The sequence below is a fragment of the Acidovorax sp. Leaf160 genome (assembly GCF_001424265.1).
In the GTDB taxonomy this organism is placed as follows: Bacteria; Pseudomonadota; Gammaproteobacteria; order Burkholderiales; family Burkholderiaceae_C; genus Paracidovorax.
In genome coordinates, this window is the sequence record NZ_LMOV01000009.1 from 52,024 (window position 1) to 74,800 (window position 22,777).

The following is a 22,777-nucleotide window of genomic DNA, read 5'->3' on the forward strand; positions in this document are numbered from 1 at the left end:
CTATCAATTTAATAGCAATGGCCCACCCTCGCCCGCACGACGAAGACGAATCCGGCACCGATCTGGCCACGGCCGGCGGCATGCCGGAGGTGGTCGACCAGGTCGCCCTGGCGCGCCTCTACGGCGAGCCGCTCTTCGCACTGCCGCAGGACCTCTACATCCCGCCCGACGCGCTGGAAGTGTTCCTGGAGGCCTTCGAGGGCCCGCTCGACCTGCTGCTCTACCTGATCCGCAAGCAGAACTTCAACATCCTCGACATCCCCATGGTGGGCGTGACGCGGCAGTACCTCGCCTACGTGGACGAGATCCGCAGCCGCAACCTGGAGCTGGCGGCCGAGTACCTGCTGATGGCGGCCATGCTGATCGAGATCAAGTCGCGCATGCTGCTGCCGCCCAAGAAGCAGGAAGACGGCGCCGAGGCGGAAGACCCCCGGGCCGAACTGGTGCGCAGGCTGCTCGAATACGAACAGATGAAGCTCGCCGCCGCCCGCCTGGGGCAGCTGCCGCAGTACGGGCGCGACTTCCTGCGCGCGCAGGTCTACATCGAGCAGAGCCTGGTGCCGCGCTTTCCCGACGTCCACGTGGTCGATCTGCAGGAGGCGTGGCGCGACATCATCCGCCGCGCCCGGCTGGTGCAGCACCACCGCATCACGCGCGAAGAGCTGTCGGTGCGCGAATACATGAGCCATGTGCTGAAGGCCCTGCAGGGCCGCCGCTTCATCGAATTCGAAGACCTGTTCGATCCGGAACAGGGCAGCACGGTGCTGGTCGTCACGTTCATCGCGCTGCTGGAGCTGGCCAAGGAAACGCTGATCGAGATCACGCAGGCCGAAGCCTTTGCGCCCATCTATGTCCGCCTCTCCTACCGACCCACCTAGCACCACCTGATTGGCCTGAGTGGCCTGAGTGGCCTGAGCCGCCGGCGGCGCCCTCCCCCGCTCTCGCGGCGCGGCAGCGGGACGCCACCGGTGGCCTGGCCAAGCCAGTGCCACGGCGGCTCCGGCATCGGGCCCCGCCCCATCGCAGGCCACGGAAAACACCCATGCAGTCACACGACTTCGACGTCCTCATCATCGGCAGCGGTCTCGCCGGCCTCAGCGCCGCGCTGCACCTGGCACCCACCCACCGCGTGGCGGTGGTCACCAAGCGCCAGCTGCACGACGGCGCGAGCGGCTGGGCGCAGGGCGGCATCGCCGCCGTGCTGGCCGAGGGCGACAGCGTGGACGACCACGTGCAGGACACCCTGGTGGCCGGCGCGGGCCTGTGCGATCTGGCGGCCACGCGTTTCGTGGTGGAGAACGCGCCCGATGCCATCCGCTGGCTGCAGCAGCTGGGCGTGCCCTTCTCGCTGGATGAAGCCGGCGGCGGGCTGCACCTGACGCGCGAGGGCGGCCACGGCGCGCGCCGCATCGTGCATGCGGCAGACGCCACCGGCGCCGCCGTGCAGCGCACGCTGATCGAGCAGGTGCGCGCCACGCCCGGCATCACCCTGTTCGAGCAGCACACGCTGGTGGATGTCATCACCGCCGGCAAGCTGGGCCTGAAGACGGCCGGCACCGCCGACCGCTGCCTGGGCGCCTATGTGCTGGACGAGGCCGCCGACGAGGTGCTCACCTTCCGCGCGCCGCACACCCTCCTGGCGACGGGCGGCGCGGGCAAGGTGTACCTCTACACCACCAACCCCGACACGGCCACCGGCGACGGCATCGCCGCCGCCTGGCGCGCCGGCTGCCGGGTGGCGAACCTGGAATTCATCCAGTTCCACCCGACGTGCCTCTACCACCCGCACGCCAAATCGTTCCTGATCAGCGAAGCCGTGCGCGGCGAGGGCGGCCAGCTGAAGCTGCCGCCTGCCGCCGGCGGCACGCGCTTCATGCCGCTCCACGACGAACGCGCCGAACTCGCCCCGCGCGACATCGTGGCCCGCGCCATCGACTTCGAGATGAAGACCCACGGCATCGACTGCGTGCACCTGGACATCTCGCACCAGAGCCCGGCCTTCCTGCAGGAGCACTTCCCCACCATCCTGGCGCGCTGCGCCGAGCTGGGCATCGACATCACGAAGGAGCCCATTCCCGTGGTGCCCGCCGCGCACTACACCTGCGGCGGCGTGCTGACCGACCTGGCCGGCCGCACCGACCTGCCCGGCCTCTACGCCATCGGCGAGACCGCCTGCACCGGCCTGCACGGCGCCAATCGGCTGGCCAGCAACTCGCTGGTCGAATGCATGGTGTTCGCCCGTGCCGCCGCGCAGCACATCGCATCGGCGGCGCCGCAGGCCCTGCCCGCGCTGCCCGCCTGGGACGACAGCCGCGTGACCGACGCCGACGAATGCGTGGTCATCTCGCACAACTGGAACGAGCTGCGCCACTTCATGTGGGACTACGTGGGCATTGTGCGCACCGACAAGCGGCTGGAGCGCGCCGCCCACCGCATCGCCCTGCTGCAGGCCGAGATCGCCGAGTTCTACGCCAACTTCCACGTCTCGCGCGACCTGCTGGAGCTGCGCAACCTGGTGCAGGTGGCCGAGCTGATCGTGCGCTCGGCCCAGATGCGCCACGAAAGCCGGGGCCTGCACTACAGCCGCGACTGGCCCGAGCGCGCCGCGCCGGCCGCGCCCACCATCCTCGTGCCCGGTAAGCGCTGACCCCTTGCCCACGACACCCATGACCGACACCCTCGCCGCCCGCAGCCTCGCCAGCGTCTGGCACCCCTGCACGCAGATGAAGCGCCATGAAGCCGAGCCGCCCGTGGCCATCGCCCGGGCGCAGGGGGCGTGGCTGTACGGCACCGACGGGCGGCGCTACCTGGACGGCATCAGTTCGTGGTGGGTCAACCTGTTCGGCCACGGCCACCCGCGCATCCAGGCGGCGCTGGCCGACCAGCTGGCCCAGCTGGACCATGTGATGCTGGCCGGCTTCACACATGCGCCGGTGGTGGAGCTGTCCGAGCGCCTGGCCGCGCTCACCGGCCTGGGCCACGCCTTCTACGGCAGCGACGGCGCCGCCGCCACCGAGATCGCGCTGAAGATGAGCGCCCATTACTGGCGCAACCAGGGCCGGCCCGAGAAGTGCCGCTTCGTCGGCCTGGCCGGCGGCTACCACGGCGAAACCGTGGGCGCGCTGGCCGTCACCGACATTGCCCTCTTCCGCGAGGCCTACGCGCCGCTGGTGCGCCTGGGCGACGTGGTGCCCAGCCCCGACGCGCGCGGCGCACTGCCCGACGAAAGCGCGCAGGACGTGGCCCGCCGCGCCGCCGCAGCGCTGGGCGACTGGCTGGCCGAGCACCATGCCAGCACCGCCGCGCTGATCCTGGAGCCGCTGGTGCAGTGCGCCGCCGGCATGGCGATGCACGATGCCGACTACCTGCGCTTGGCGCGCGCCCTGTGCGACCGCTACGAAGTCCACCTGGTGGCCGACGAGATCGCCGTGGGCTTCGGCCGCACGGGCACGATGTTCGCCCACCAGCAGGCCGGCATCCGGCCCGACTTCATCTGCCTCTCCAAGGGCCTGACCGGCGGCACGCTGCCGCTGTCGGCCGTGCTGACCACCGACGCCATCTACGCGGCGTTCTACGACGACGACGTGGCGCGCGGCTTCCTGCATTCGCATTCCTACACCGGCAACCCGCTGGCCTGCCGCGCCGCGCTGGCCACGCTCGATCTGTTCGATGCCACCGACGCACTGGCCGCCAACCGGGGCCTGGCCGCCGCCATCGACGCCGCCTGCGCGCCGCTGGCCACCCACCCGCGCGTGCGCCACGCACGCCGGCTGGGCATGATCTGGGCCTGGGACGTGGACACCGCCCTGCCCGACTTCGCCCGCCGCTACCACCGCCACGCCATGGCCCGCGGCCTGGTGCTGCGGCCCATCGGCAACACGCTCTACGCCATGCCGCCCTATGCGCTGGGCGAGGCCGAGGTGCAGCACCTGGCCACGCAGGCGCTGGCCGCGCTCGATGCCACGCTGGCCGAGGAAGACGCTACCGCCTCAACCGCCAGCGCCACCGCCGCATCCTTCGAAAGGGCCCTGCCATGACCTTCGCCTGCTTCGTCACCGGCACCGACACCGGCGTGGGCAAGAGCCTCGCCAGCGCCGCGCTTCTGCACGCGCTGGCGCGCCACCACGCCCGCGTGGTGGGCATGAAGCCCGTGGCGGCCGGGGCCGAGCCCATCGGCGGCGTGCTGACCAATGAAGACGCCGTGGCGCTGCGCGCCGCCTCCACCATCGCCGTGCCGCCGGCGCTGGACAACCCGGTGCTGCTGCCCGACCCGCTCTCGCCGCACATCGCGGCGCAGCGCGCGGGCACGGCCATCGACATCGGCGCCATCGCGCAGGCCTACCGCCAGCTGGCGGAGCAGGCGGACGCGGTGGTGGTCGAAGGCGCGGGCGGCTGGCATGTGCCGCTGTCCGCCACCGCCACCGGGGCCGACCTGGCGCAGGCCCTGGCCCTGCCCGTGGTGCTGGTGGTGGGGCTGCGGCTGGGCTGCCTGAGCCATGCGGCGTTGACGGCCGAAGCCATCCGCGCGCGCGGGCTGACCCTCGCCGGCTGGGTGGTGAGCCGCATCGACCCCGCCATGCTGGCGCCCGAGGACAACATCGACTGGCTGGCCGGCCACCTGGGCGCGCCCTTGCTGGCCGACCTGCCCCACCAGGCCGTGCCGGATGCCCGCGCCATGGCCGCGCACTACCGACTGCCCACCTCCTGGACGAGACCATGACTTCCCACTCGCCGCCGCCCGAGCAGGCCCGCCGTTCCTGGCTGGACGAATTCCCCGACCGCATCGCCGCGCTGGACGCCGGCCACCTGCGCCGCCAGCGCCGCGCCGTGCGCCCGCTGGGCGGCGCGCACCTCGACGTGGACGGCCAGCCCATGCTGGGCTTTTGCAGCAACGACTACCTGGGCCTGGCCAGCCACACCGCCGTGGCCATGGCGGCCTGCGACGCGGTGCGCGAATACGGCGTGGGCTCGGGCGCATCGCCCCTGGTGAGCGGCCACAGCGCGGCCAACGCGGCGCTGGAAGCCGACCTCGCCCATTTCGTGCAGCTGCCGCGCGCCCTCTATTTCTATTCCGGCTACGCCACCAACGCGGGCATCGTTCCCGCGCTCATCGGCGCGGGCGACGCCGTCTTCTCCGACGCGCTCAACCATGCCTGCCTGATCGACGGCGCCCGCCTGTCGCGCGCCGATGTGCACCGCTTCGCCCATGCCGACCTGGCGGCGCTGGAAGGCCTGCTGGCCGCCAGCACCGCCCGCCGCAAGCTCATCGTGACCGATGCGGTGTTCAGCATGGACGGCGACGTGGCCGACGTGGCCGCGCTGCTGGCGCTGTGCGAGCGGTTCGACGCCCTGCTGCTGCTGGACGACTCGCACGGCTTCGGCATCCTGGGGCCGCAAGGCCGCGGCGTGCTGGCCGAAGCGGGCCTGGGCGGCCGCCAGGCATCGCCTCGCGTGCTCTACATGGCGTCGCTCGGCAAGGCGGCCGGCGGCGCGGGCGGCTTCGTCGCCGGCAGCGATGTGCTGATCGAATGGCTGCTGCAAAAGACCCGCAGCTACATCTTCGCCACCGCCGCGCCGGCCCTGCTGGCCCGCGCCCTGCAGGCCGGGCTGGACCAGATCGAGCGCGGCAGCGCGCTGCGCGCCCGGCTGCAGGAGCGCATCGCCCAGCTGCAGGACGGCGTGGCGCGCGTGCTGCGCGGCAGCCACTGGCGGCTGGGCAGTTCGCGCACCGCCATCCAGCCGCTGCTGATCGGCGCCAACGACGAGGCCCTGGCGGTGATGGAAGGGCTGCGCGAGCGCGGCATCTGGGTGCCGGCCATTCGCCCGCCCACGGTGCCCGAGGGCACGGCCCGGCTGCGCATCGCCCTTTCCGCGGCGCACACGCCCGCCGACATCGACCGGCTGATCAGCGCCCTGGCCGAACTGGCGCCCGCCACGAACCCGCATACCCACCACCCGAAAGCCTTCGCATGACCTACAGCGTCAAGGAAATCTTCTACACGCTGCAGGGCGAAGGCGGCCAGGCCGGCATGCCGGCCGTGTTCTGCCGCTTCGCCGGCTGCAATCTCTGGACGGGCCGCGAGCAGGACCGCGAGCAGGCCGTCTGCCGGTTCTGCGACACCGACTTCGTCGGCACCGACGGCACGCTGGGCGGCAAGTACGACACCGCCGACGCGCTGGCCGACCTGATCGCCGCGCAGTGGCCGGAGCACGACACGCAGCACCGCCTGGTGGTGCTGACCGGCGGCGAGCCGCTGCTGCAGGTCGACGCCGCGCTCATCGACGCGCTGCATGCGCGGCGTTTTCGCATCGCCGTGGAAAGCAACGGTACCGTGCCGGCGCCGCCGGGCATCGACTGGCTCTGCATCAGCCCCAAGTCCGGATCGAAGTGGGTCCAGCGGGAAGGCCAGGAACTCAAGCTGGTCTGGCCGCAGCCCGTGTTCGACCTGGAGGCGCTGGAGACGCACACGCGCTTCGAGCACCGCTTCCTGCAGCCCATGGACGGCCCCGAGCAGACCGCCAACACCGCCCTGTGCATCGAAGCCTGCATGGAGCGCCCGGCATGGCGCCTGAGCCTGCAGACGCACAAGCTCACGGGTATCCGCTAGCCCGCCGCCTCCCTCTCTCCTTCCGGTCCCCTGGTCATCCGCCCATGCAATTCACTGTCCACCAACGCTTCTTCTTCGACGCCGCCCATACGCTGCAGCGCGAGGTGGAGGCTGCCGGCAGCCGCCGCATCCACGGCCACACCTATCACGCCGAAATCTCGGTGGCCGGCCCGCGCGATCCCGAGACCGGCATGGTGATCGACCTGGGCCATCTGCGCACGCGCTGCGCGGCGCTGCGCGAGCAGCTCGACCACCATCTGCTCGACGAAGTGCCGGGCCTGGGGCCGGCCACGCTGGAGAACCTGTGCGTCTTCATCGCCACGGCCCTCGCCGACCTGCGCCCGGCCCCGAGCCGCGTGCGGGTGTGGCGCGAAGGCGTGGGCGACGGCTGCGTGCTCGACCTCTGACGCGCCGCCGCCGGTTATCTTTCGCCCCTTCTCCTTTCCTTTCACCCTGGACACGCCATGCCCCATCTGACCATCGAGTACAGCAGCAACCTGCCCGGCTTTCCGGAAGCGGAGGCGCTCACGGCCCTCAATGCCGCCGTCACGGCCAGTCCCGAGATCCTCGACGAGGCGGACCTCAAGACCCGCTTCATGCGCACCGCCAGCTTCGAGATCGGCAGCGCGCCCGCCCACCGTGCCTTCGTCCACGCGCAGCTGCGCCTGCTGTCCGGCCGCACGCCCGAGGCCAAGAAGGACCTGACGGCCCGCATCGCCGATGTGCTGCGCCGCCTCACGCCCCGCCCCGAGGGCGTGATGGTGCAGTTGAGCGTGGAGATGGTGGACATGGACCGGCCCTCGTACGTGAAGGAACGGCTCTGAGGGGCCGGCCCATCGACAGGGGCTCCGTGCCGATCCGTGCGGATTCTTGCCGATCCGACCCGATTCGGGCGGAAGCGCCCGTCAAATGGGCACATGATGCTATGTTCTTGATAGCATCTTGACCGATCCATCCGCGCCTCTCCCCGCCCCCCGCCTGCGGTGTGCGGCCTGCCTGCGGCCCGGTGCGGCCTGCCTCTGCGGCATCGCCGTGACGGTCGCCCACCCGGCCGAGGTGCTGATCCTGCAGCACCCGCTGGAGGTGCACCACGCCAAGGGCACGGCCCGGCTGCTGCACCTGTGCCTGCCGGACAGCCGCCTGGAAGTGGGCGAAGCCTTCGAGCCCCGCGCACTGCACGCCTGGCTCAAAGCCCCATGGCCCGGCGCCGCGCCAGGCGCCGCTGCCCGCCCGGCGCCGCGCGCCGTGCTGCTCTACCCGCCCTCCCCGCCCGATCCGGCCCTGCCGCTGGCGCCCGCGCCGCCGCTGCCCCCGGACTGGCTGGCCGGAGACGCCGCCGCGCTGCGGCTGGTTGTGCTGGACGGCACCTGGCGCAAGAGCCGCAAGATGCTCTACGCCAACCCGCTGCTGCAAGGCCTGCCGCGGCTGCCTCTGTCCACCGCAGCGCCGCTGCCACCCTCGCGCTATCGCATTCGCCGCGCGCACGCGCCGCACCAGCTGTCGACCCTGGAGGCCACATGCGCCGCGCTGGCGCAACTGGAGGGCGGCAACGCGGAGCGCTATGCGCCGCTGCTGCAGGCGTTCGAGGCCTTCATGGCGCGGCAGGCGGCGCGAGTTCCGCCGGCAGCCAGCCCCGCAGGCTGTTGACGAAGGCCCAGGCGCGCACGCGCGGCAGGTCTTCCAGGCGCAGCACGGCTTCTGCCAGGCGCCCTTCGCGCAGGGCGACGGCCCGGCCCACGCCCGGCAGCAAACCGCAGGCCAGCGGCGGCGTGACCCAGCGGCCGTCTTCCAGTCGAGCGGCGACGTTGCCGAAGGTGGTCTCGGTGATCTCGCCGGCCGGGTTGTAGAGCAGCGTGTCGAACACGCCCGAGCCCGGCGCGGGCGCGAAGGCGGCGTAGTGGGCGCGCCGCGTGGTCTTGTGGCGCACGAATTCGCTGTGCGCCTCGGCGAAGGGCCGGCCGGCCAGCGCCAGCCGCACCGGGCCCGGCGCGGGCGCGGCCAGGGCGAAGGCTTCCGGCACCGGGCAGCCGTCGGCGCGCAGCCGCAGGCGCACGCGCCAGGCGCCTTGCGGGTGCGCGGCGGCCAGCGCCTGCAGGCTGGCGTCGATGCGCTCGGGCAGCCAGGGCACGTTGAAATGCGCGGCGGCTGCGGCCATGCGCGCCAGGTGGTCCGTGCGGTGGCGCAGGACGCCATCGACCAGCGCCAGGGTCTCCAGCAGGTCGAAGGGCTCGCTGGCCCGCACCAGGAAGGCGCGCTTGTGCTGCCACTCCTGCCATTCGGCGTCGGCCCGCGCATCGTGGGTGATGCCGCTGCCGATGCCGCAGCGGGCTTCATCGCCGCGCAGCGCCACGGTGCGGATGGGCACGTTGAACGTGGCGGCCAGCCCGCCGCCGGGAAGCGGGCGCACCAGCCCCAGCGCGCCGCAGTACCAGCCGCGCGGCGCGGGCTCCAGCGCGCGGATGGCCTGCATCGCGCGCACCTTGGGCGCCCCGGTGATCGAGCCGCAGGGGAACAGCGCGGCGAACACCCGGTCCAACGTGGTGCCGGCGGGGGTGCGCGCCTCCACGTCCGAGGTCATCTGCCAGACGGCGGGCAGCGCCTGGGTGGCGAAGAGCGCCGGCACGCGCACGCTGTGCGGCGTGGCGATGCGCGACAGGTCGTTGCGCAGCAGGTCCACGATCATCACGTTCTCGGCGCGCTCCTTGGGGCTGGTGCGCAGGCCGGCGGCGCGCGCCGCGTCCTCCACCGGGGTGGCGCCGCGCGGGGCCGTGCCCTTCATGGGCCGGGCCAGCAAGGCGCCGCCACCCGCGTCCAGGCCGCCGCCCGCGTCCTGCCAGTCGAAGAACAGCTCGGGCGACACCGACAGCACCTGCTCCTGGCCCATGTCCAGGTACAGCGCATAGCCGCCCGGCTGGGCGCGCTGCAGCGCGGCGAAGAGCGCGTGGGCCGTGTCGCCGCCCGCCACGCCGGGCGCGGCCTGCACACGGCCCTGCAGCGTGCCGGTGTAGTTGACCTGGTAGTACTCGCCCGCGGCGATGCCCTCATGGATGGCGGCGAGCGCGCCGTCGAACGATTCGCGGCCCGGCTCGGCATGCCAGTGCACGGTGGGTTCGTGCGCTGCGGGAGGCGCCTGTGCCGGCCAGGGCCCGGGCGCATCGAAGACGGCGAACCAGGCCAGGGGATGCCCGTCCGCAGGCGGATGGGTGCGCAGTGCGGCGTCGAACGCGGCCGCGGCCTCGTAGCGCAGCCCGCCCAGGCACCAGGCGCCGCGCCGGGCGGCTTCCTCCACCGCGCGCAGCACGCCGGGCACCTCGGCCAGCGTGTGGGCCACCAGCGTGGCGCGCGGCGGCGCGGTGAAGGCGTGGCGCAGCCGCGGCCCCTCCGCGGGCGCGCGGGGGTCGGTGAAGTCGAGCAGGGCCTTGAGGGTCAAATCAGGCTCCCGCGCTGGTACAGCAATGGCATCTAGCTATTATTTTTATAGCAGCACTCAGGCAGCGCCGATGTGCGGCACCAGGGCGCCGGCCGGCTGTCCGCTCTTCAGCGCGGCGGTGAAGGCCAGCATGCGGTCGATGGGCTGGCGTGCGCGCGGGATCAGGGCCGGGTCCACTTCGACCGCATTGGCGCCCGTTTCCAGCACGCGCGCCACATCGGCCAGTCCGTTCATCGCCATCCACGGGCAGTGCGCGCAGCTCTTGCAGGTGGCGCTGTTGCCGGCAGTGGGCGCCTCGTAGAAGGTCTTGCCGGGGTTGAGCGTGCGCAGCTTGTGCAGCATGCCGCTGTCGGTGGCGACGATGAATTCGCGGGCCTGCGACGCGCGCGCGGCGTTCAGGATGGCGCTGGTGGAGCCCACCGCGTCGGCCAGCGCCACCACGTCGGCAGGGCTCTCGGGGTGCACCAGCACCTGGGCCTGCGGGTGTTCGCGCTTCAGCTCCAGCAACTCCTGCGCCTTGAACTCGTCGTGCACGATGCAGGCGCCGTTCCAGAACAGCATGTCGGCGCCGGTCTGCTGCTGGATGTAGCCGCCCAGGTGCCGGTCGGGGGCCCACAGGATCTTGTGGCCGGCGGCATGCAGCGCGCCGACGATCTCCAGCGCGCAGCTGGAGGTGACCAGCCAGTCGGCCCGCGCCTTCACGGCCGCGCTGGTGTTGGCGTAGACGACCACGGTGCGGTCAGGATGCTGGTCGCAGAAGGCGCCGAAGGCGTCGATGGGGCAGCCCAGGTCGAGCGAGCAGGTGGCGTCCAGGTCGGGCATCAGCACCGTCTTGCCGGGCGACAGGATCTTGGCCGTCTCGCCCATGAAGCGCACGCCCGAGACGACCAGCGTCTGCGCCGCGTGGTCGCGGCCGAAGCGGGCCATCTCCAGCGAATCGCTGACCAGGCCACCGGTTTCCTCGGCCAGGTCCTGCAGGTCGGGGTGCACGTAGTAGTGCGACACCATCACCGCGTTGCGCTCCTTCAGCAGCCGGCGGATGCGCTCCTTCAGCGCGGCGCGCTCGGGCAGCGAGGGCTCGGGCGGCACGCGCGCCCAGGCATGGCGGGTGGAGCAGGCGGCGCCTTCGGCCGGCTGCTCGTATTCGACGTCGATCACCGTGGTCATGCCAGCTCCTGCATCCGCATCGAAAAATCGATGGCCTTCACGTCCTTGGTCAGCGTGCCGATGGAGATGCGGTCGACGCCGGTCTCGGCCAGCGCCCGCAGCCCTTCCAGCGTCACGCCGCCGGAGATCTCAAGGATGGCCGGGCCGGCCGGGTGCGCCGCATTCAGGCGCACGGCTTCGTTCAGCTGGGCCAGCGGCATGTTGTCCAGCAGGACCATGCGGGCGCCGGCCTGCAGCGCCTCGTCCAGCTGCGCCAGCGTCTCGCATTCGATCTCGATGAACTTCGCCCCAGCGGCGGCGGCCTGTGCGGCGCGCAGCACGGCCGTCACGCCGCCGGCTGCGGCGATGTGGTTTTCCTTGATCAGCACCGCGTCGTGCAGCCCGATGCGGTGGTTGGTGCCGCCGCCCGCGCGCACCGCGTACTTCTGCGCCAGCCGCAGGCCGGGCAGGGTCTTGCGCGTATCGACGATGCGCGCGCGCGTGCCCGCCACCGTATCGACGTAGCGCCGTGTCTTCGTGGCCACGGCCGACAGCAGCTGCAGGAAGTTGAGCGCGGTGCGCTCGGCGCTCAGCAGCGCGCGGGCCTGGCCTTCGATGGTCAGCACCACCTCGTCCGCAGCGCAGCGCTGGCCCTCGCCCACCTGCCAGGTCACCTGCACGCCCGGGTCGAGCGCCCGCAGCGCGGCCTCCACCCACGGAGCGCCGCAGATCACGGCCTCCTCGCGCGCCAGCACGCGGGCACGAACGCGCCGGCCCGGGTCGATCAGGGCGGCCGTCAGGTCGCCCGGCCCCACGTCTTCTTCGAGGGCGCGGGCCACGTCGGCCTGGGCGGTGGCTTGCACGTCGGCGGGTCCGGCAGGGCCGGAGGCGGGCTGGAGCGGATTCTTCATGGGCGGCGAGCATAGCGGCAATGTGCGCCAGGCCGGCCCCTCCCCGGTTCAGGCAGGCTTCCAGGGCGTCCGGTCCGGCCGGCGACGGCGGGACTAACGGTGATCTTCTACACTCGCCCGCCGTGAGCGCCCGCCAACCCTTTTCCGCCCTGCACGAAGCGGCCTGCCCGAGCCGGGCGCTGGCCCGCCCGTGCGCATTCCAGGCCGGGCGCATGATGGCACTGCCCGCCTTCCTCCGCCGTTGGCTGCTGGCGCTGAGCCTGCTGGCGAGCTGTCTCGGCGCACTGGCCGCCACGCCGGTGCAGACGGCATCATCCCCGCCCCCCCTGCCGCTGCGTGCCAGCGCCGAGCCGCTCGATGCCTGGCCGTGGATGGCCTGGCTCGGCGACGCATCGCACGCATGGACCGCCGAGGACGTCTGGAACCGCCGGGCCTCCTTCCAGCCACCCCCGCACGTGGGCGGCTCGCTCGGCGTGCGCAAGGAGGCCGTGTGGCTGCACCTGCCGGTCGCGGTGGAGCAGCCGCCGACCGAAGCCTGGGTGCTGTCGATCGGCTACAGCTCGCTGCAGGAGGTGGACTTCTACCTGATGCAGGACGGCCGGGTGCTGCAGCACGCCGCCATGGGCTATCTGCGGCCGCAGACCCTGCAGTCGCGCGCCAGCCGCACGCCGGCCATGCGCCTGGCCCTGGCCGCCGGCGAGCGCTACGACCTGCTGATCCGCGTGCGCACGGCCGGGCCGCTGATCCTGCCCATCACGATGAGCGAGCTGCCGGTGCGGGCCCGGCTGGCGCTGCGCGAGCAGATGCTGCAGGGCCTGCTCAACGGCCTGGCGCTGTGCCTGGTGCTCTACAGCCTGCTGCAGTGGATCGGCCTGCGCGAGAAGCTCTTTGCCTACTACGCCCTGGTGGTGCTGGGCAGCGCGGGCTTTTCGCTGCAGTACTTCGGCATCGGCGCGCAATTCCTCTGGCCCGGCAATGCCTGGATGGAGATGCATTTCGCCATCCTCGCCGGCCTGGTGGCGCTGGTGGGGTCGTTCCTCTTCCTGGGCCACATCCTGGCCCCGGACGACCCGCACAGCCGCTATGCCCGCGCCATGCGGGCCGGCGCCGCGCTGATGGCCGCCGCTGCCCTCGCGCATGTGCTGGGCCTGCTCAGCGTGCGGTTCGCCACCGCCCTGATGAGCCTCTTCGGCATGGTGCCCACCCTGGCCAGCCTGCCGCGCGCCTTCCGCCGCATGCGGCGGGGCGACGACGTGGGCGGCGTGCTGCTGGTGGGCTGGACGGTGTACGGCGCTGCGGCGCTCACGCTGGCCTGCCTGGTGCAGGGCTGGGTGCCGGTCAATTTCTGGACGCTGCATTCGTTCCAGTTCGGCGCGACGCTGGACATGCTGATCTTCCTGCGCGTGCTGGGCCTGCGCTCGGCGGCGATGCGCCTGGCCACGCACGCCGCGCTGGTGGAACGCGACACCATGCGGTCGCTGGCCCACACCGATGCACTGACCGGCCTGCCCAACCGGCGCAGCCTGCTGCTGGCCCTGCAGTCGGCGTTGCCGCAGTGCGCACCCGATCGGCTGGTGGCCGTCTACCTGGTGGACCTGGACGGCTTCAAGCCCGTGAACGACCGCCATGGCCACGACGTGGGCGACGAGTTGCTGGTGGCCGTGGCCCGGCGGCTGTGCGACGTGGCCGGCCCATCGCAGCAGGTGGCGCGCCTGGGCGGCGACGAGTTCATCGTGCTGGCCACCGGGCTGGAGCGGCCCGAAGAGGCCCGGGCGCTGGGCGATCGGCTGCTGCACGCCTTCGACGCGCCTTTCGCGCTGCCCCGGCATCGCATCCGTGTGGGCCTGACGGTCGGCTATGCCCTGGCGCCGCTGGACGCGACCGACGCACAGGAACTGGTCGCCCAGGCCGACCGGGCGATGTACCAGGGCAAGCAGGCCGGCAAGCACCGGCTGCGACGGGGCGGCGAGACCGCCGGATCGCCCGCCCCCACCGCAGCCTGACGATGGGCGGCGGGCCGTGGGGTTGCCGCTGCCGGCCGGGGGCGGCTCGCATAGACTCGCGGCTCATTCGCGCACCGAGGAACGCCTGCATGACCACGCCTTCGCCCACGCCTGCCGCCGCCACCATCGCCACGCCCTACGGCACCCTTCCGCCGGCATCGCCGCTGCCGCAGCGGCGCCCCGTCAGCCTGCCGCGCCTGGCGCAGATGCGCGAAGCCGGCGAGAAGATCGCCATGCTGACGGCCTACGACGCCACCTTCGCCGCCGTGGCGGACGCGGCGGGCGTGGAATGCATCCTGGTGGGTGACTCGCTCGGCATGGTCTGCCAGGGATTGCCCAGCACCGTGGGCGTGTCGCTCGACACCATGGCCTATCACACGGCGAGCGTGGCGCGCGGGCTGCACCGCGTGCAGGGCACGGCCTGGCTGATCGCCGACCTGCCCTACGGCAGCTATGCCGAGGGCGCCGAGCAGGCCATGCGCAGCGCCTGCGCGCTGATGCAGGCGGGCGCGCACATGGTGAAGCTCGAAGGCGGCGGCTGGACGGCGCCCATCGTGCGCTTCCTGGTGGAGCGCGGCGTGCCGGTCTGCGCCCATCTGGGCCTGACGCCGCAGACCGTGCATGCCCTGGGCGGCTACCGCGTGCAGGGCCGCAGCGACGAGGCCGCCCGCGCACTGCGCAGCCAGGCCACCGAACTGCAGGACGCCGGCGCCGCCATGCTGGTGCTGGAGATGGTGCCCGCCGCCCTCGCGCGCGAGGTGACCGACGCGCTGCTGCACTGCCACACCATCGGCATCGGCGCGGGCAGCGGCACCGCCGGCCAGGTGCTGGTGCTGCACGACATGCTGGGCGTGAACCTGGGCAAGAACCCGAAGTTCGTGCAGGACTTCATGGCCCAGGCCGGCAGTGTGCGCGGCGCCATCGAAGCCTATGTGCAGGCCGTCAAGCAGGGCCGCTTCCCGGACGACGCGCTGCATGCGTGGTGATGGACGCGCGTCCCCCTCTTCTCTTCGCTTCCGCTTCCGCTTCCGCTCCGACATGATCATCGCCCACACCATTCCCGAGCTGCGCGCCGCGCTGGCCGGCCGCGGCCGCCCCGCCTTCGTGCCGACCATGGGCAACCTGCACGCGGGCCATATCGCGCTGGTGCGCCAGGCCGTGCCGCTGGGCGACGTGACCGTGGCCAGCATCTTCGTGAACCGGCTGCAGTTCCTGCCGCATGAAGACTTCGACAGCTATCCGCGCACCTGGGACAGCGACTGCGCGCAGTTGACCGCCGCCGGCTGCGACGTGCTGTTCGCCCCGCGCGAGGCCGACCTGTACCCCGAACCGCAGACCTTCAAGGTGACGCCGGACGCGGCGCTGGCCGATCTGCTGGAAGGCCAGTTCCGCCCCGGGTTCTTCACGGGTGTCTGCACCGTGGTCATGAAGCTGTTTTCGGCGGTGTTCTTCGGCAGCGGCGCGGGCGGGGGCGGGGGCACGGCGGTGTTCGGCAAGAAGGACTACCAGCAGCTGATGGTGATCCGCCGCATGGCCGAGCAATTCGCCCTGCCCATCGAGGTGGTGGCGGGCGACACGGCCCGCGCCGGCGACGGTCTGGCGTTGAGTTCCCGCAACGGCTACCTGAGCGCCGACGACCGCCAGCGCGCGGTGCAGCTGTCACAGGCTCTGCAGCAATTGGCGCAGGCGGTGCGCGCAGGCGGCGCGGCCGCGCTGCCGGACCTGGAAGCCCGCGCCCTGGAATGTCTGCGCGCACAGGGCTGGCAACCCGACTACCTCACGGTGCGTCGGCGCAGCGATCTGCTGGCACCGGCGGATGCGGCCGCGCTGGGCGGACCGCTGGTGGCCCTGGGCGCGGCCCGGCTGGGCAGCACCCGGCTGATCGACAACCTGGAATTCTGAGCTGCCTGGGGAGGGGCGATGGGGGCGATGGGGGAGATTGCGGGTGATGGGGTCGTTGGCGGGTGCCCGGCAGCGGCAGGCCCACGGGGTGCATAGGTACGCGCCTACACAACCCCCGCATCGCGTCGCACAGTCCAGGCGGGGGGTGCTCGGTAACGTTGAGCCATCCCTTCAACCCCTCTATCAGGAGTAACTCATGCCCATCATCGCCTGGCTTCTCGGTGTCCCACTGTCCGTCGTGCTGCTGCTCATGCTGTTCGGCGTGCTCTGAAGACGGCACCCCTCACCCGGAAAGAAACTCTCAGGGCTGTTCGACAGCCGGATCTCTTCCCATCAATGCGGCCACCGCTTCGGCAGGCCGCATTTTTGCGTCCAGCAGCGCCACCACGGCCTGTGTGATGGGCATGTCGACCCCGAGCTCTGCTGCGCGGTGCGCCACCGTGCGGGCGCTGTAGACGCCCTCGGCCACATGGCCGAGCGAGGCAATCACCTCTTCCAGCGTGCGGCCCTGGGCGAGCAGCTGGCCCACCCGGCGGTTGCGCGACAGATCGCCCGTGGCGGTGAGCACCAGGTCACCCAGCCCCGACAGCCCCATGAAGGTATCGAGCCTGGCACCCAGCGTCACGCCCAGCCGCGTCATCTCGGCAAGGCCCCGGGTGACCAGCGCGGCCCGGGCGTTCAGGCCCAGGTTCAGGCCGTCGCACAGCCCGGTGGCGATGGCCAGCACGTTCTTCACCGCCCCACCCACTTCCACGCCCACGATGTCGTCGTTGGCATAAACCCGCAGGCTGGGGCTGTGGAAAGCCCGCACCAGCACGTCGCGCACTGCGGCGTGCTGGCTCGCGGCCACCAACGCCGTGGGCTGCGAGCGCGCCACTTCCTGCGCGAAGCTGGGACCGCTGAGCGCGCCGGACAGCAGTGCCGGCGCGACTTGGGCGCAGACCTCGTGCGCCATCAGGCCGGCGGACGCACCGCCCGCCGAACCGGCCTCGAAGCCCTTGCACAGCCAGGCGACAGGCGCGGTCACGCCCTGCAGCGCCTGCAGGGTCGATCGCAGCGCGGCCATGGGCGTGGCGACGATCACCAGGTCGCCCTGGCGGGCGAGCGCCAGTGGGTCGCCGGCCGTGACCGTGAGGGAGGCAGGAAAGGGAAGGCCGGGCAGATACCGCGTGTTCTGGCGCGCGGCCGCCATGGCGGCGGCCTGTGCGGCATCGCGGGCCCAGAGCGTGACGGCGTGCCCGTCAGGATGGGCGGCAGCGCTCATGGCCATCGCCGTGCCCCAGGCACCTGCGCCAATCACTATTATTTTCATAGCTATCAGCGCTGAAGTTTCAAGCGCTGGAGCCCGCAAAGGCCCTCAACGCCAGCAACGCTTACTGCGTCAGGATGGACGAAGGTTCGCCAGCGGCCTGGGCCTGCTGCTGTTCGTACATCGCCTGGAAGTTGATTTCAGCCAGGTGCACGGGCGGGAAGCCGGCGCGCGTGATCAGGTCGGCCACGTTGCCGCGCAGGTAGGGGTAGACGATCTGCGGGCAGGCGATGCCCATGATCGGGCCCATCTGGTCTTCGGGCAGGTTGCGGATCTCGAAGATGCCGGCCTGCTTGGCTTCGACCAGGAACACGGTCTTGTCCTGGATCTTGGTCTGCACCGTCGCCGTCACGGCCACTTCGAAGATGCCTTCGGCCACGGGCGTGGCTTCCACGCCGAGCTGGATGTCCACGCTGGGCTGCTGCTGCTCCAGCAGGATGGCGGGGGAGTTCGGCTGCTCGAGCGAGGCGTCCTTCAGGTAGACGCGCTGGATCTGGAACACGGGGGTTGCTTCTTCGGTAGCCATGGTCTCGGTTTCTTTCAATGAATCGGTCAGTCCATCGATCCATCCATCGTGCGATCAGTTGAACGCACGGCCGATGAATCGTCGTTCGTCGCTCGCCAACCCCCGATGGGAATCGGCAAAACAAAGCCCGCCGGGGCGCGAAACCCCAGCGGGCAGTCGGGGCGCATTATGCCGCCCCGGGGTGACTCAGGCGCCGTTGAGCAGGGGCATCAGGCCGCCGCGTCCGTCGAGCGCCACCAGATCGTCGTGGCCGCCCACGTGCGTCTCGCCGATGAAGATCTGCGGGACCGTGCGGCGGCCGGTGATCTCCATCATCTGCGTGCGCGCCGCCGTGTCCATGTCGATACGGATCTCTTCGATGTGCTCGACGCCCTTGGACTTCAGGATCTGCTTGGCACGAATGCAGTAGGGGCAGACGGCGGTGGTGTACATCTTCACGGTTTGCATGGCGGCCTTTCGGTGAATGCAGTGAATGCGGTGGGTGGCAGGGGTCAGGTTCGACCGGGTTGAACCGGCCTCAAACCGGCAGTTGGAGCCCGCTCAGGATTTTTCAACCGGCATGGCCGCATCGCGCCAGCCTTTCAGGCCGCCGGCCAGCGCCTGGGCGTTGTCGTAGCCCAGTTTCTTGGCCACGCCCACCGCGCGCTGTGCACGCGAACCCTTGGCGCACACCAGCACCAGCGGCAGCGCCTTGTTCTTCACCACCTGGGGCAGCCGCTCCTCGAGCTGCGCCAGGGGAATGCTTTTCGCCCCGCCGATGTGGCCCTGGGCGAACTCGTCGGGCTCGCTGACGTCGATGACCACGGCCTTTTCACGGTTGATGAGCTGCACTGCGCTGGCCGGAGACAGCGAGCCGCCGGTGGCGCCGCGTGCCAGGGGCACCAGCAACATCCCGCCCGAGGCGATCGCGATGAAGAACAGATACCAGTTGTCGATGATGAAATTCACGTCGATCCTCAGAAGAAAGCAAAGGGAAGCAAAGCATGCAATTCTAGAATGGCGGGTTTTGAAACCCGACTCCTTGAGGGAAACATGTACAAGCTCGTCCTGATACGCCACGGAGAATCCACCTGGAATCTGGAAAACCGCTTCACCGGCTGGACCGACGTGGACCTGACCGACACGGGCGTGGAACAGGCGAAGAATGCCGGCCGTCTGCTCAAGGCCGAGGGCTACGACTTCGACCTGGCCTACACCAGCGTGCTCAAGCGCGCCACGCGCACGCTGTGGCACACGCTGGACGAGATGGACCGGACTTGGCTGCCCGTGGAACACAGCTGGCGCCTGAACGAGCGCCACTACGGCGCGCTGCAGGGCCTCAACAAGGCGGAAACCGCCAAGCAGTACGGCGACGAGCAGGTGCTGATCTGGCGCCGCAGCTACGACACGCCGCCGCCCGCGCTGGAAGCCGGCGACCCGCGCAGCGAACGCGGCGACCTCCGCTACGCGGCACTGTCGCCCGGGCAGGTTCCGCTCACCGAGTGCCTGAAGGACACCGTTGCCCGCGTGCTGCCCTTCTGGAACGACACCATGGCGCCAGCCATCCGCTCCGGCCGCCGCGTGGTGGTCGCGGCCCACGGCAACTCGATCCGCGCGCTGGTGAAGTACCTGGACAACATCGGCGACGACGAGATCGTGGGCCTCAACATTCCCAACGGCATTCCACTGGTATATGAGCTGGACGCCGACCTGAAGCCCCTGCGCCACTACTATCTGGGTGACGCGGACGCCGTGGCCCAGGCCGCTGCGGCCGTGGCGTCGCAAGGCAAAGCGTAAAGCCACGGTAAAGCCGTGCGGCGACGCACGCGAGAACGCCCCCTCGGGGAACTGAGCGGGGCCCGGCCCTTCCAAGATGTGTATATTGAATGAAGCGGTAAAGGTGTTCTATGGGCCAGAAACTCAAGATTACGGGCTGGATTACGGTGGGTGTCTTCGCAGGCGCGCTAACCACGGTGTCGCTGCAGACGGTGGCGCGCGGCGCCATGACCCCCCTGCCGCTGGAGGAAATCCAGCAGTTGTCCGCCGTCTTCGGGCTGGTCAAGACCGATTACGTCGAACCGGTGGATGACAAGAAGCTCATCACCGATGCCATCTCCGGCATGGTGTCGAGCCTCGATCCGCATTCCCAGTATTTCGACAAGAAGTCGTTCAAGGAATTCCGCGAGGGCACCTCGGGCCGCTTCGTGGGCGTGGGCATCGAGATCACGCAGGACGACGGGCTCATCAAGGTGGTGTCGCCCATCGAAGGCTCCCCCGCCTTCCGTGCCGGCATCAAGACCAACGACCTGATCACCAAGATCGACGACACGGCGGTGAAGGGCCTGGCCCTGAACGATGCCGTCAAGAAGATGCGCGGCGAGCCCAACACGCAGGTCACGCTGACCATCCTGCGCAAGGACGAGAGCCGCACCTTCCCCGTGACCATCACGCGCGAGGAGATCAAGACCCAGTCCGTCAAGGGCAAGGTGGTGGAGCCCGGTTACGCCTGGGTGCGCCTGTCGCAGTTCCAGGAACGCACCGTCGACGACTTCGTGCGCAAGATCGAAGAGGTCTACAAGCAGGAGCCCAACCTGAAGGGCCTGGTGCTCGATCTGCGTAACGATCCGGGCGGCCTGCTCGATGCGGCCGTGGCGGTGTCGGCAGCCTTCCTGCCTGAGAACGTGACCGTGGTGTCCACCAACGGCCAGCTGGCCGAGAGCAAGGCGACCTTCAAGGCCGCGCCCGAGTTCTACCAGCGCCGCGGCAGCGGCGACCCGCTGCGCCGCCTGCCGGCGGCCATCAAGACCGTGCCCATCGTGGTGCTGGTCAACGAAGGCTCGGCATCGGCCAGCGAGATCGTCGCCGGTGCGCTGCAGGACCACAAGCGCGCCACCATCATGGGCAGCCAGACCTTCGGCAAGGGCTCGGTGCAGACCGTGCGTCCGCTCGGCCCCGACACCGGCATCAAGCTGACCACGGCGCGCTACTACACCCCGAGCGGCAAATCCATCCAGGCCAAGGGCATCGTGCCCGACGTCATGGTGGACGAGACGGCCGAAGGCGATCTGTTCGCATCCCTGCGCATGCGCGAAGCCGACCTGGAAAAGCACCTGGGCAGCGGCCAGGGCGAAGAGGTCAAGGACGTGGCCCGTGAAAAGGCGCGCGAGGAAGCCCGCAAGCGCCTGGAAGAAGAAACCAAGAAGCATGTGGCCGAGCGGAAGATGCCCGAGTTCGGCTCGGACACCGACTTCCAGCTGGCCCAGGCCTTGAATCAGCTCAAGGGCAAGACGGTGCTGGCCAGCAAGACGCAGACCGAGCGCAAGGAAGAGAAGAAGGAAAATTGACCCCGCGGCGGGCCTGCGCGGCCCCCACGCCAAGGCCGGACCCGCAAGGGATCCCGGCCTTTGTTGTTTCAAAGACCGGCCTGCACCGGCCACCCCACCATGACCGACGACCAACTCCTGCGCTACTCCCGCCACATCATGCTCGACGAGATCGGCATCGAAGGGCAGGAGCGCATCCTCGCGGCCCACGCCCTCGTGATCGGTGCGGGTGGGCTGGGCTCGCCGGCTGCGATGTTCCTGGCCTCGGCCGGCGTGGGCACGCTGACGCTGGTGGATGACGACGTGGTGGACCTGACCAACCTGCAACGGCAGATTGCCCACACTACCGACCGGGTGGGCACACTGAAGGTGGAATCCGCCGCGATGGCGGTGCGCGCGATCAATCCTGGGGTGCAGGTGCTGCCTCTGCAGGAGCGGGCCGATGCAGCGCGGCTGGAAGCCCTGGTGGCCCAGGCCACCGTGGTGCTGGACTGCAGCGACAACTACGCCACCCGCCAGGCTGTCAACGCCGCATGCGTCCATCAGCGCAAGCCGCTGGTGGCGGGCGCCGCGATCCGCTTCGATGGACAGGTGACGGTGGTCGATCCCGCGCGACCGGACGCCCCCTGCTATGCCTGCCTGTTTTCGCCGCAGGCCGCCTTCGAAGAAGTCCAATGCGCCACGATGGGCGTCTTCGCTCCCATGGTGGGCATCATCGGCTGCGTGCAGGCCGCCGAGGCGCTCAAGCTCATTGCCGGCGTGGGCACGTCTCTCGCCGGGCATCTGCTCATGCTGGACGGCCGCAGCATGGAATGGACCCGCATGCGCACCCTGCGGGACCCGGCATGCCCCGTCTGCGCGCCTTCCGCCCACCGCAGCTGAACGAGCGCCGGGTGCGCCGTGCGCGTTGCGAAGCCAAGGCTGGGCACTGCCCGGCAGTAGGAGAACTCCTACCCGCCTTCCCTGCCGATGCTGGCAATGCAATGCGTCCCAGCCGCATACAGTCCTGTAGTGGTCAGATCACCCCGCGACCCGGACAGGACTTCTCAGTGAAATTGCGCACCTACATCGTCGAAGACAACGCCACGATTCGTGAGAATTTGATCGGCACCCTGGAGGAGCTGGCGCAGGTCGAGGCCGTAGGCATGGCCGAGACGGAAGACGACGGCAAGGAATGGCTGACGGCCAACCCCGCGCACTGGGACCTGGCCATCGTCGACCTGTTCCTTCGCCAGGGCAGCGGCCTGGGCGTGCTGGCGGCCTGCCGCAACCGTACGGCCGGGCAAAAGATGGTGGTGCTCAGCAACTACGCGACCCCCGACGTGCGCATGCGCTGTGCGCAACTGGGCGTGGATGCGGTGTTCGACAAGTCCAACGAAATCGATGCGCTGGTGGACTACTGCATCCAGCACAGCACCAGCGGCGCCGCGGCGCGCATGCACGGCTGACCCGGCGCTCGCCTAGGGCGCGCGCCCATCGCGGCGCACTGAGCCCAAGCTCCCCCACGCAAAAAGCCGGTGTTTCCACCGGCTTTTTGTTGGGCTTTGACCCGTCCTACCCAGAGTTGACACCTGGGCCTTGCACAAAGGGCAGGAGTCATGGAATCGAGTGTCAAACGGACGCAGCGCGACTACACGCTA

Annotated in this window: 23 protein-coding genes; 16 read left to right on the forward strand and 7 right to left on the reverse strand. The window is 70.6% G+C overall.

The features are described from left to right. Positions 1-17: 17 nt before the first annotated feature. From ASF94_RS05870 to ASF94_RS05910, 9 genes are all read left to right on the forward strand, one after another. Positions 18-878 (forward strand): ScpA family protein, encoded by an 861-nt coding sequence (locus ASF94_RS05870; protein ID WP_056662968.1) that lies wholly within the window; start codon positions 18-20, stop codon positions 876-878. Positions 879-1,042: 164 nt separating this feature from the next. Next, a complete protein-coding gene (nadB, locus tag ASF94_RS05875; protein ID WP_056662971.1) occupies positions 1,043-2,647 on the forward strand; it encodes an L-aspartate oxidase in 1,605 nt (534 codons plus the stop codon). A 19-nt stretch (positions 2,648-2,666) separates the two neighbouring features. After that, entirely contained in the window at positions 2,667-4,037 is a 1,371-nt protein-coding gene (gene bioA, locus ASF94_RS05880; RefSeq protein ID WP_056662973.1) for an adenosylmethionine--8-amino-7-oxononanoate transaminase, read from the forward strand. Then, on the forward strand, positions 4,034-4,720 hold the full coding sequence (gene bioD / locus ASF94_RS05885) for a dethiobiotin synthase (RefSeq protein WP_056662975.1): 687 nt from the start codon (positions 4,034-4,036) through the stop codon (positions 4,718-4,720). The genes bioA and bioD overlap by 4 nt, the downstream gene beginning before the upstream one ends. Further along, the gene (bioF, locus tag ASF94_RS05890) at positions 4,717-5,973 is read left to right on the forward strand and encodes an 8-amino-7-oxononanoate synthase (protein WP_056662978.1); all 1,257 of its coding nucleotides are present in this window, start codon (positions 4,717-4,719) and stop codon (positions 5,971-5,973) included. The genes bioD and bioF overlap by 4 nt, the downstream gene beginning before the upstream one ends. After that, positions 5,970-6,608, forward strand: coding sequence for a 7-carboxy-7-deazaguanine synthase (gene queE, locus ASF94_RS05895; RefSeq protein ID WP_056662980.1), 639 nt, complete (start codon positions 5,970-5,972; stop codon positions 6,606-6,608). Before bioF ends, queE begins: the two co-directional genes overlap by 4 nt. A gap of 44 nt (positions 6,609-6,652) precedes the next feature. Next, positions 6,653-7,015: a 6-carboxytetrahydropterin synthase gene (locus ASF94_RS05900; protein WP_056662983.1), complete on the forward strand. Its 363-nt coding sequence runs from the start codon at positions 6,653-6,655 to the stop codon at positions 7,013-7,015. Positions 7,016-7,072: 57 nt separating this feature from the next. Continuing rightward, positions 7,073-7,432: a 5-carboxymethyl-2-hydroxymuconate Delta-isomerase gene (locus tag ASF94_RS05905; protein WP_056662985.1), complete on the forward strand. Its 360-nt coding sequence runs from the start codon at positions 7,073-7,075 to the stop codon at positions 7,430-7,432. 118 nt (positions 7,433-7,550) lie between these two features. Beyond that, positions 7,551-8,255 carry a tRNA-uridine aminocarboxypropyltransferase gene (locus ASF94_RS05910; protein ID WP_200933026.1) on the forward strand — a complete coding sequence of 235 codons (705 nt, stop codon included), beginning with the start codon at positions 7,551-7,553 and terminating at the stop codon, positions 8,253-8,255. Here the strand turns inward: ASF94_RS05910 and ASF94_RS05915 are convergent. The 3 genes from ASF94_RS05915 to nadC are packed head-to-tail and all read right to left on the reverse strand — an operon-like array spanning position 8,200 to position 12,095. Then, on the reverse strand, positions 8,200-10,038 hold the full coding sequence (locus tag ASF94_RS05915) for a chorismate-binding protein (RefSeq protein ID WP_056662988.1): 1,839 nt from the start codon (positions 10,036-10,038) through the stop codon (positions 8,200-8,202). The two genes, ASF94_RS05910 and ASF94_RS05915, sit on opposite strands and share 56 nt — an antisense overlap. Positions 10,039-10,095: 57 nt before the next feature. Next, entirely contained in the window at positions 10,096-11,205 is a 1,110-nt protein-coding gene (gene nadA, locus ASF94_RS05920) for a quinolinate synthase NadA (RefSeq protein WP_056662991.1), read from the reverse strand. Continuing rightward, a complete protein-coding gene (nadC, locus tag ASF94_RS05925; protein ID WP_056662995.1) occupies positions 11,202-12,095 on the reverse strand; it encodes a carboxylating nicotinate-nucleotide diphosphorylase in 894 nt (297 codons plus the stop codon). The genes nadA and nadC overlap by 4 nt, the downstream gene beginning before the upstream one ends. Before the next feature lie 122 nt (positions 12,096-12,217). On the opposite strand from nadC, the gene ASF94_RS05930 reads away from it, so the two are divergent. The 3 genes from ASF94_RS05930 to panC all read left to right on the forward strand — a co-directional run bounded on the left by ASF94_RS05930 (position 12,218) and on the right by panC (position 16,000). After that, positions 12,218-14,098, forward strand: a complete 1,881-nt coding sequence (locus ASF94_RS05930) for a diguanylate cyclase (protein ID WP_235505278.1) — start codon at positions 12,218-12,220, stop codon at positions 14,096-14,098. 89 nt (positions 14,099-14,187) lie between these two features. Then, positions 14,188-15,084, forward strand: a complete 897-nt coding sequence (gene panB / locus ASF94_RS05935) for a 3-methyl-2-oxobutanoate hydroxymethyltransferase (RefSeq protein WP_056663000.1) — start codon at positions 14,188-14,190, stop codon at positions 15,082-15,084. Positions 15,085-15,136: 52 nt separating this feature from the next. Beyond that, a complete protein-coding gene (gene panC / locus ASF94_RS05940; protein WP_056663003.1) occupies positions 15,137-16,000 on the forward strand; it encodes a pantoate--beta-alanine ligase in 864 nt (287 codons plus the stop codon). Between the two features lie 301 nt (positions 16,001-16,301). Here panC and ASF94_RS05945 read toward each other — a convergent pair whose 3' ends face one another. The 4 genes from ASF94_RS05945 to ASF94_RS05960 all read right to left on the reverse strand — a co-directional run bounded on the left by ASF94_RS05945 (position 16,302) and on the right by ASF94_RS05960 (position 18,783). Beyond that, a complete protein-coding gene (locus tag ASF94_RS05945) occupies positions 16,302-17,312 on the reverse strand; it encodes an NAD(P)H-dependent glycerol-3-phosphate dehydrogenase (protein ID WP_056663007.1) in 1,011 nt (336 codons plus the stop codon). A 61-nt stretch (positions 17,313-17,373) separates the two neighbouring features. Beyond that, complete coding sequence (gene secB / locus ASF94_RS05950; RefSeq protein WP_056663067.1) at positions 17,374-17,835, reverse strand: protein-export chaperone SecB; 462 nt, start codon at positions 17,833-17,835, stop codon at positions 17,374-17,376. 186 nt (positions 17,836-18,021) lie between these two features. Continuing rightward, the gene (grxC, locus tag ASF94_RS05955; RefSeq protein ID WP_056663009.1) at positions 18,022-18,282 is read right to left on the reverse strand and encodes a glutaredoxin 3; all 261 of its coding nucleotides are present in this window, start codon (positions 18,280-18,282) and stop codon (positions 18,022-18,024) included. A gap of 93 nt (positions 18,283-18,375) precedes the next feature. Continuing rightward, positions 18,376-18,783, reverse strand: coding sequence for a rhodanese-like domain-containing protein (locus ASF94_RS05960; protein ID WP_056663011.1), 408 nt, complete (start codon positions 18,781-18,783; stop codon positions 18,376-18,378). Between the two features lie 84 nt (positions 18,784-18,867). On the opposite strand from ASF94_RS05960, the gene gpmA reads away from it, so the two are divergent. From gpmA to ASF94_RS05980, 4 genes are all read left to right on the forward strand, one after another. Continuing rightward, the gene (gene gpmA / locus ASF94_RS05965; protein WP_056663025.1) at positions 18,868-19,611 is read left to right on the forward strand and encodes a 2,3-diphosphoglycerate-dependent phosphoglycerate mutase; all 744 of its coding nucleotides are present in this window, start codon (positions 18,868-18,870) and stop codon (positions 19,609-19,611) included. 110 nt (positions 19,612-19,721) lie between these two features. Then, positions 19,722-21,158: a S41 family peptidase gene (locus ASF94_RS05970; protein ID WP_056663027.1), complete on the forward strand. Its 1,437-nt coding sequence runs from the start codon at positions 19,722-19,724 to the stop codon at positions 21,156-21,158. A 99-nt stretch (positions 21,159-21,257) separates the two neighbouring features. Continuing rightward, entirely contained in the window at positions 21,258-22,019 is a 762-nt protein-coding gene (locus ASF94_RS05975) for a molybdopterin-synthase adenylyltransferase MoeB (RefSeq protein ID WP_056663028.1), read from the forward strand. A 167-nt stretch (positions 22,020-22,186) separates the two neighbouring features. Further along, on the forward strand, positions 22,187-22,585 hold the full coding sequence (locus tag ASF94_RS05980) for a response regulator (RefSeq protein ID WP_056663035.1): 399 nt from the start codon (positions 22,187-22,189) through the stop codon (positions 22,583-22,585). Positions 22,586-22,777: the final 192 nt, after the last annotated feature.

Bases quoted from the DNA above. Each gene is read 5' to 3' on its own strand.
- queE (WP_056662980.1), top strand. From the start codon at position 5,970: ATGACCTACAGCGTCAAGGAAATCTTCTACACGCTGCAGGGCGAAGGC.
- ASF94_RS05900 (WP_056662983.1), top strand. From the start codon at position 6,653: ATGCAATTCACTGTCCACCAACGCTTCTTCTTCGACGCCGCCCATACG.
- nadC (WP_056662995.1), bottom strand. From the start codon at position 12,095: ATGAAGAATCCGCTCCAGCCCGCCTCCGGCCCTGCCGGACCCGCCGAC.
- secB (WP_056663067.1), bottom strand. From the start codon at position 17,835: ATGGCTACCGAAGAAGCAACCCCCGTGTTCCAGATCCAGCGCGTCTAC.
- ASF94_RS05905 (WP_056662985.1), top strand. From the start codon at position 7,073: ATGCCCCATCTGACCATCGAGTACAGCAGCAACCTGCCCGGCTTTCCG.
- panC (WP_056663003.1), top strand. From the start codon at position 15,137: ATGATCATCGCCCACACCATTCCCGAGCTGCGCGCCGCGCTGGCCGGC.
- bioF (WP_056662978.1), top strand. From the start codon at position 4,717: ATGACTTCCCACTCGCCGCCGCCCGAGCAGGCCCGCCGTTCCTGGCTG.
- ASF94_RS05870 (WP_056662968.1), top strand. From the start codon at position 18: ATGGCCCACCCTCGCCCGCACGACGAAGACGAATCCGGCACCGATCTG.
- bioD (WP_056662975.1), top strand. From the start codon at position 4,034: ATGACCTTCGCCTGCTTCGTCACCGGCACCGACACCGGCGTGGGCAAG.
- panB (WP_056663000.1), top strand. From the start codon at position 14,188: ATGACCACGCCTTCGCCCACGCCTGCCGCCGCCACCATCGCCACGCCC.
- ASF94_RS05970 (WP_056663027.1), top strand. From the start codon at position 19,722: ATGGGCCAGAAACTCAAGATTACGGGCTGGATTACGGTGGGTGTCTTC.
- ASF94_RS05945 (WP_056663007.1), bottom strand. From the start codon at position 17,312: ATGAAAATAATAGTGATTGGCGCAGGTGCCTGGGGCACGGCGATGGCC.
- bioA (WP_056662973.1), top strand. From the start codon at position 2,667: ATGACCGACACCCTCGCCGCCCGCAGCCTCGCCAGCGTCTGGCACCCC.
- nadB (WP_056662971.1), top strand. From the start codon at position 1,043: ATGCAGTCACACGACTTCGACGTCCTCATCATCGGCAGCGGTCTCGCC.
- gpmA (WP_056663025.1), top strand. From the start codon at position 18,868: ATGTACAAGCTCGTCCTGATACGCCACGGAGAATCCACCTGGAATCTG.
- grxC (WP_056663009.1), bottom strand. From the start codon at position 18,282: ATGCAAACCGTGAAGATGTACACCACCGCCGTCTGCCCCTACTGCATT.
- ASF94_RS05975 (WP_056663028.1), top strand. From the start codon at position 21,258: ATGACCGACGACCAACTCCTGCGCTACTCCCGCCACATCATGCTCGAC.
- nadA (WP_056662991.1), bottom strand. From the start codon at position 11,205: ATGACCACGGTGATCGACGTCGAATACGAGCAGCCGGCCGAAGGCGCC.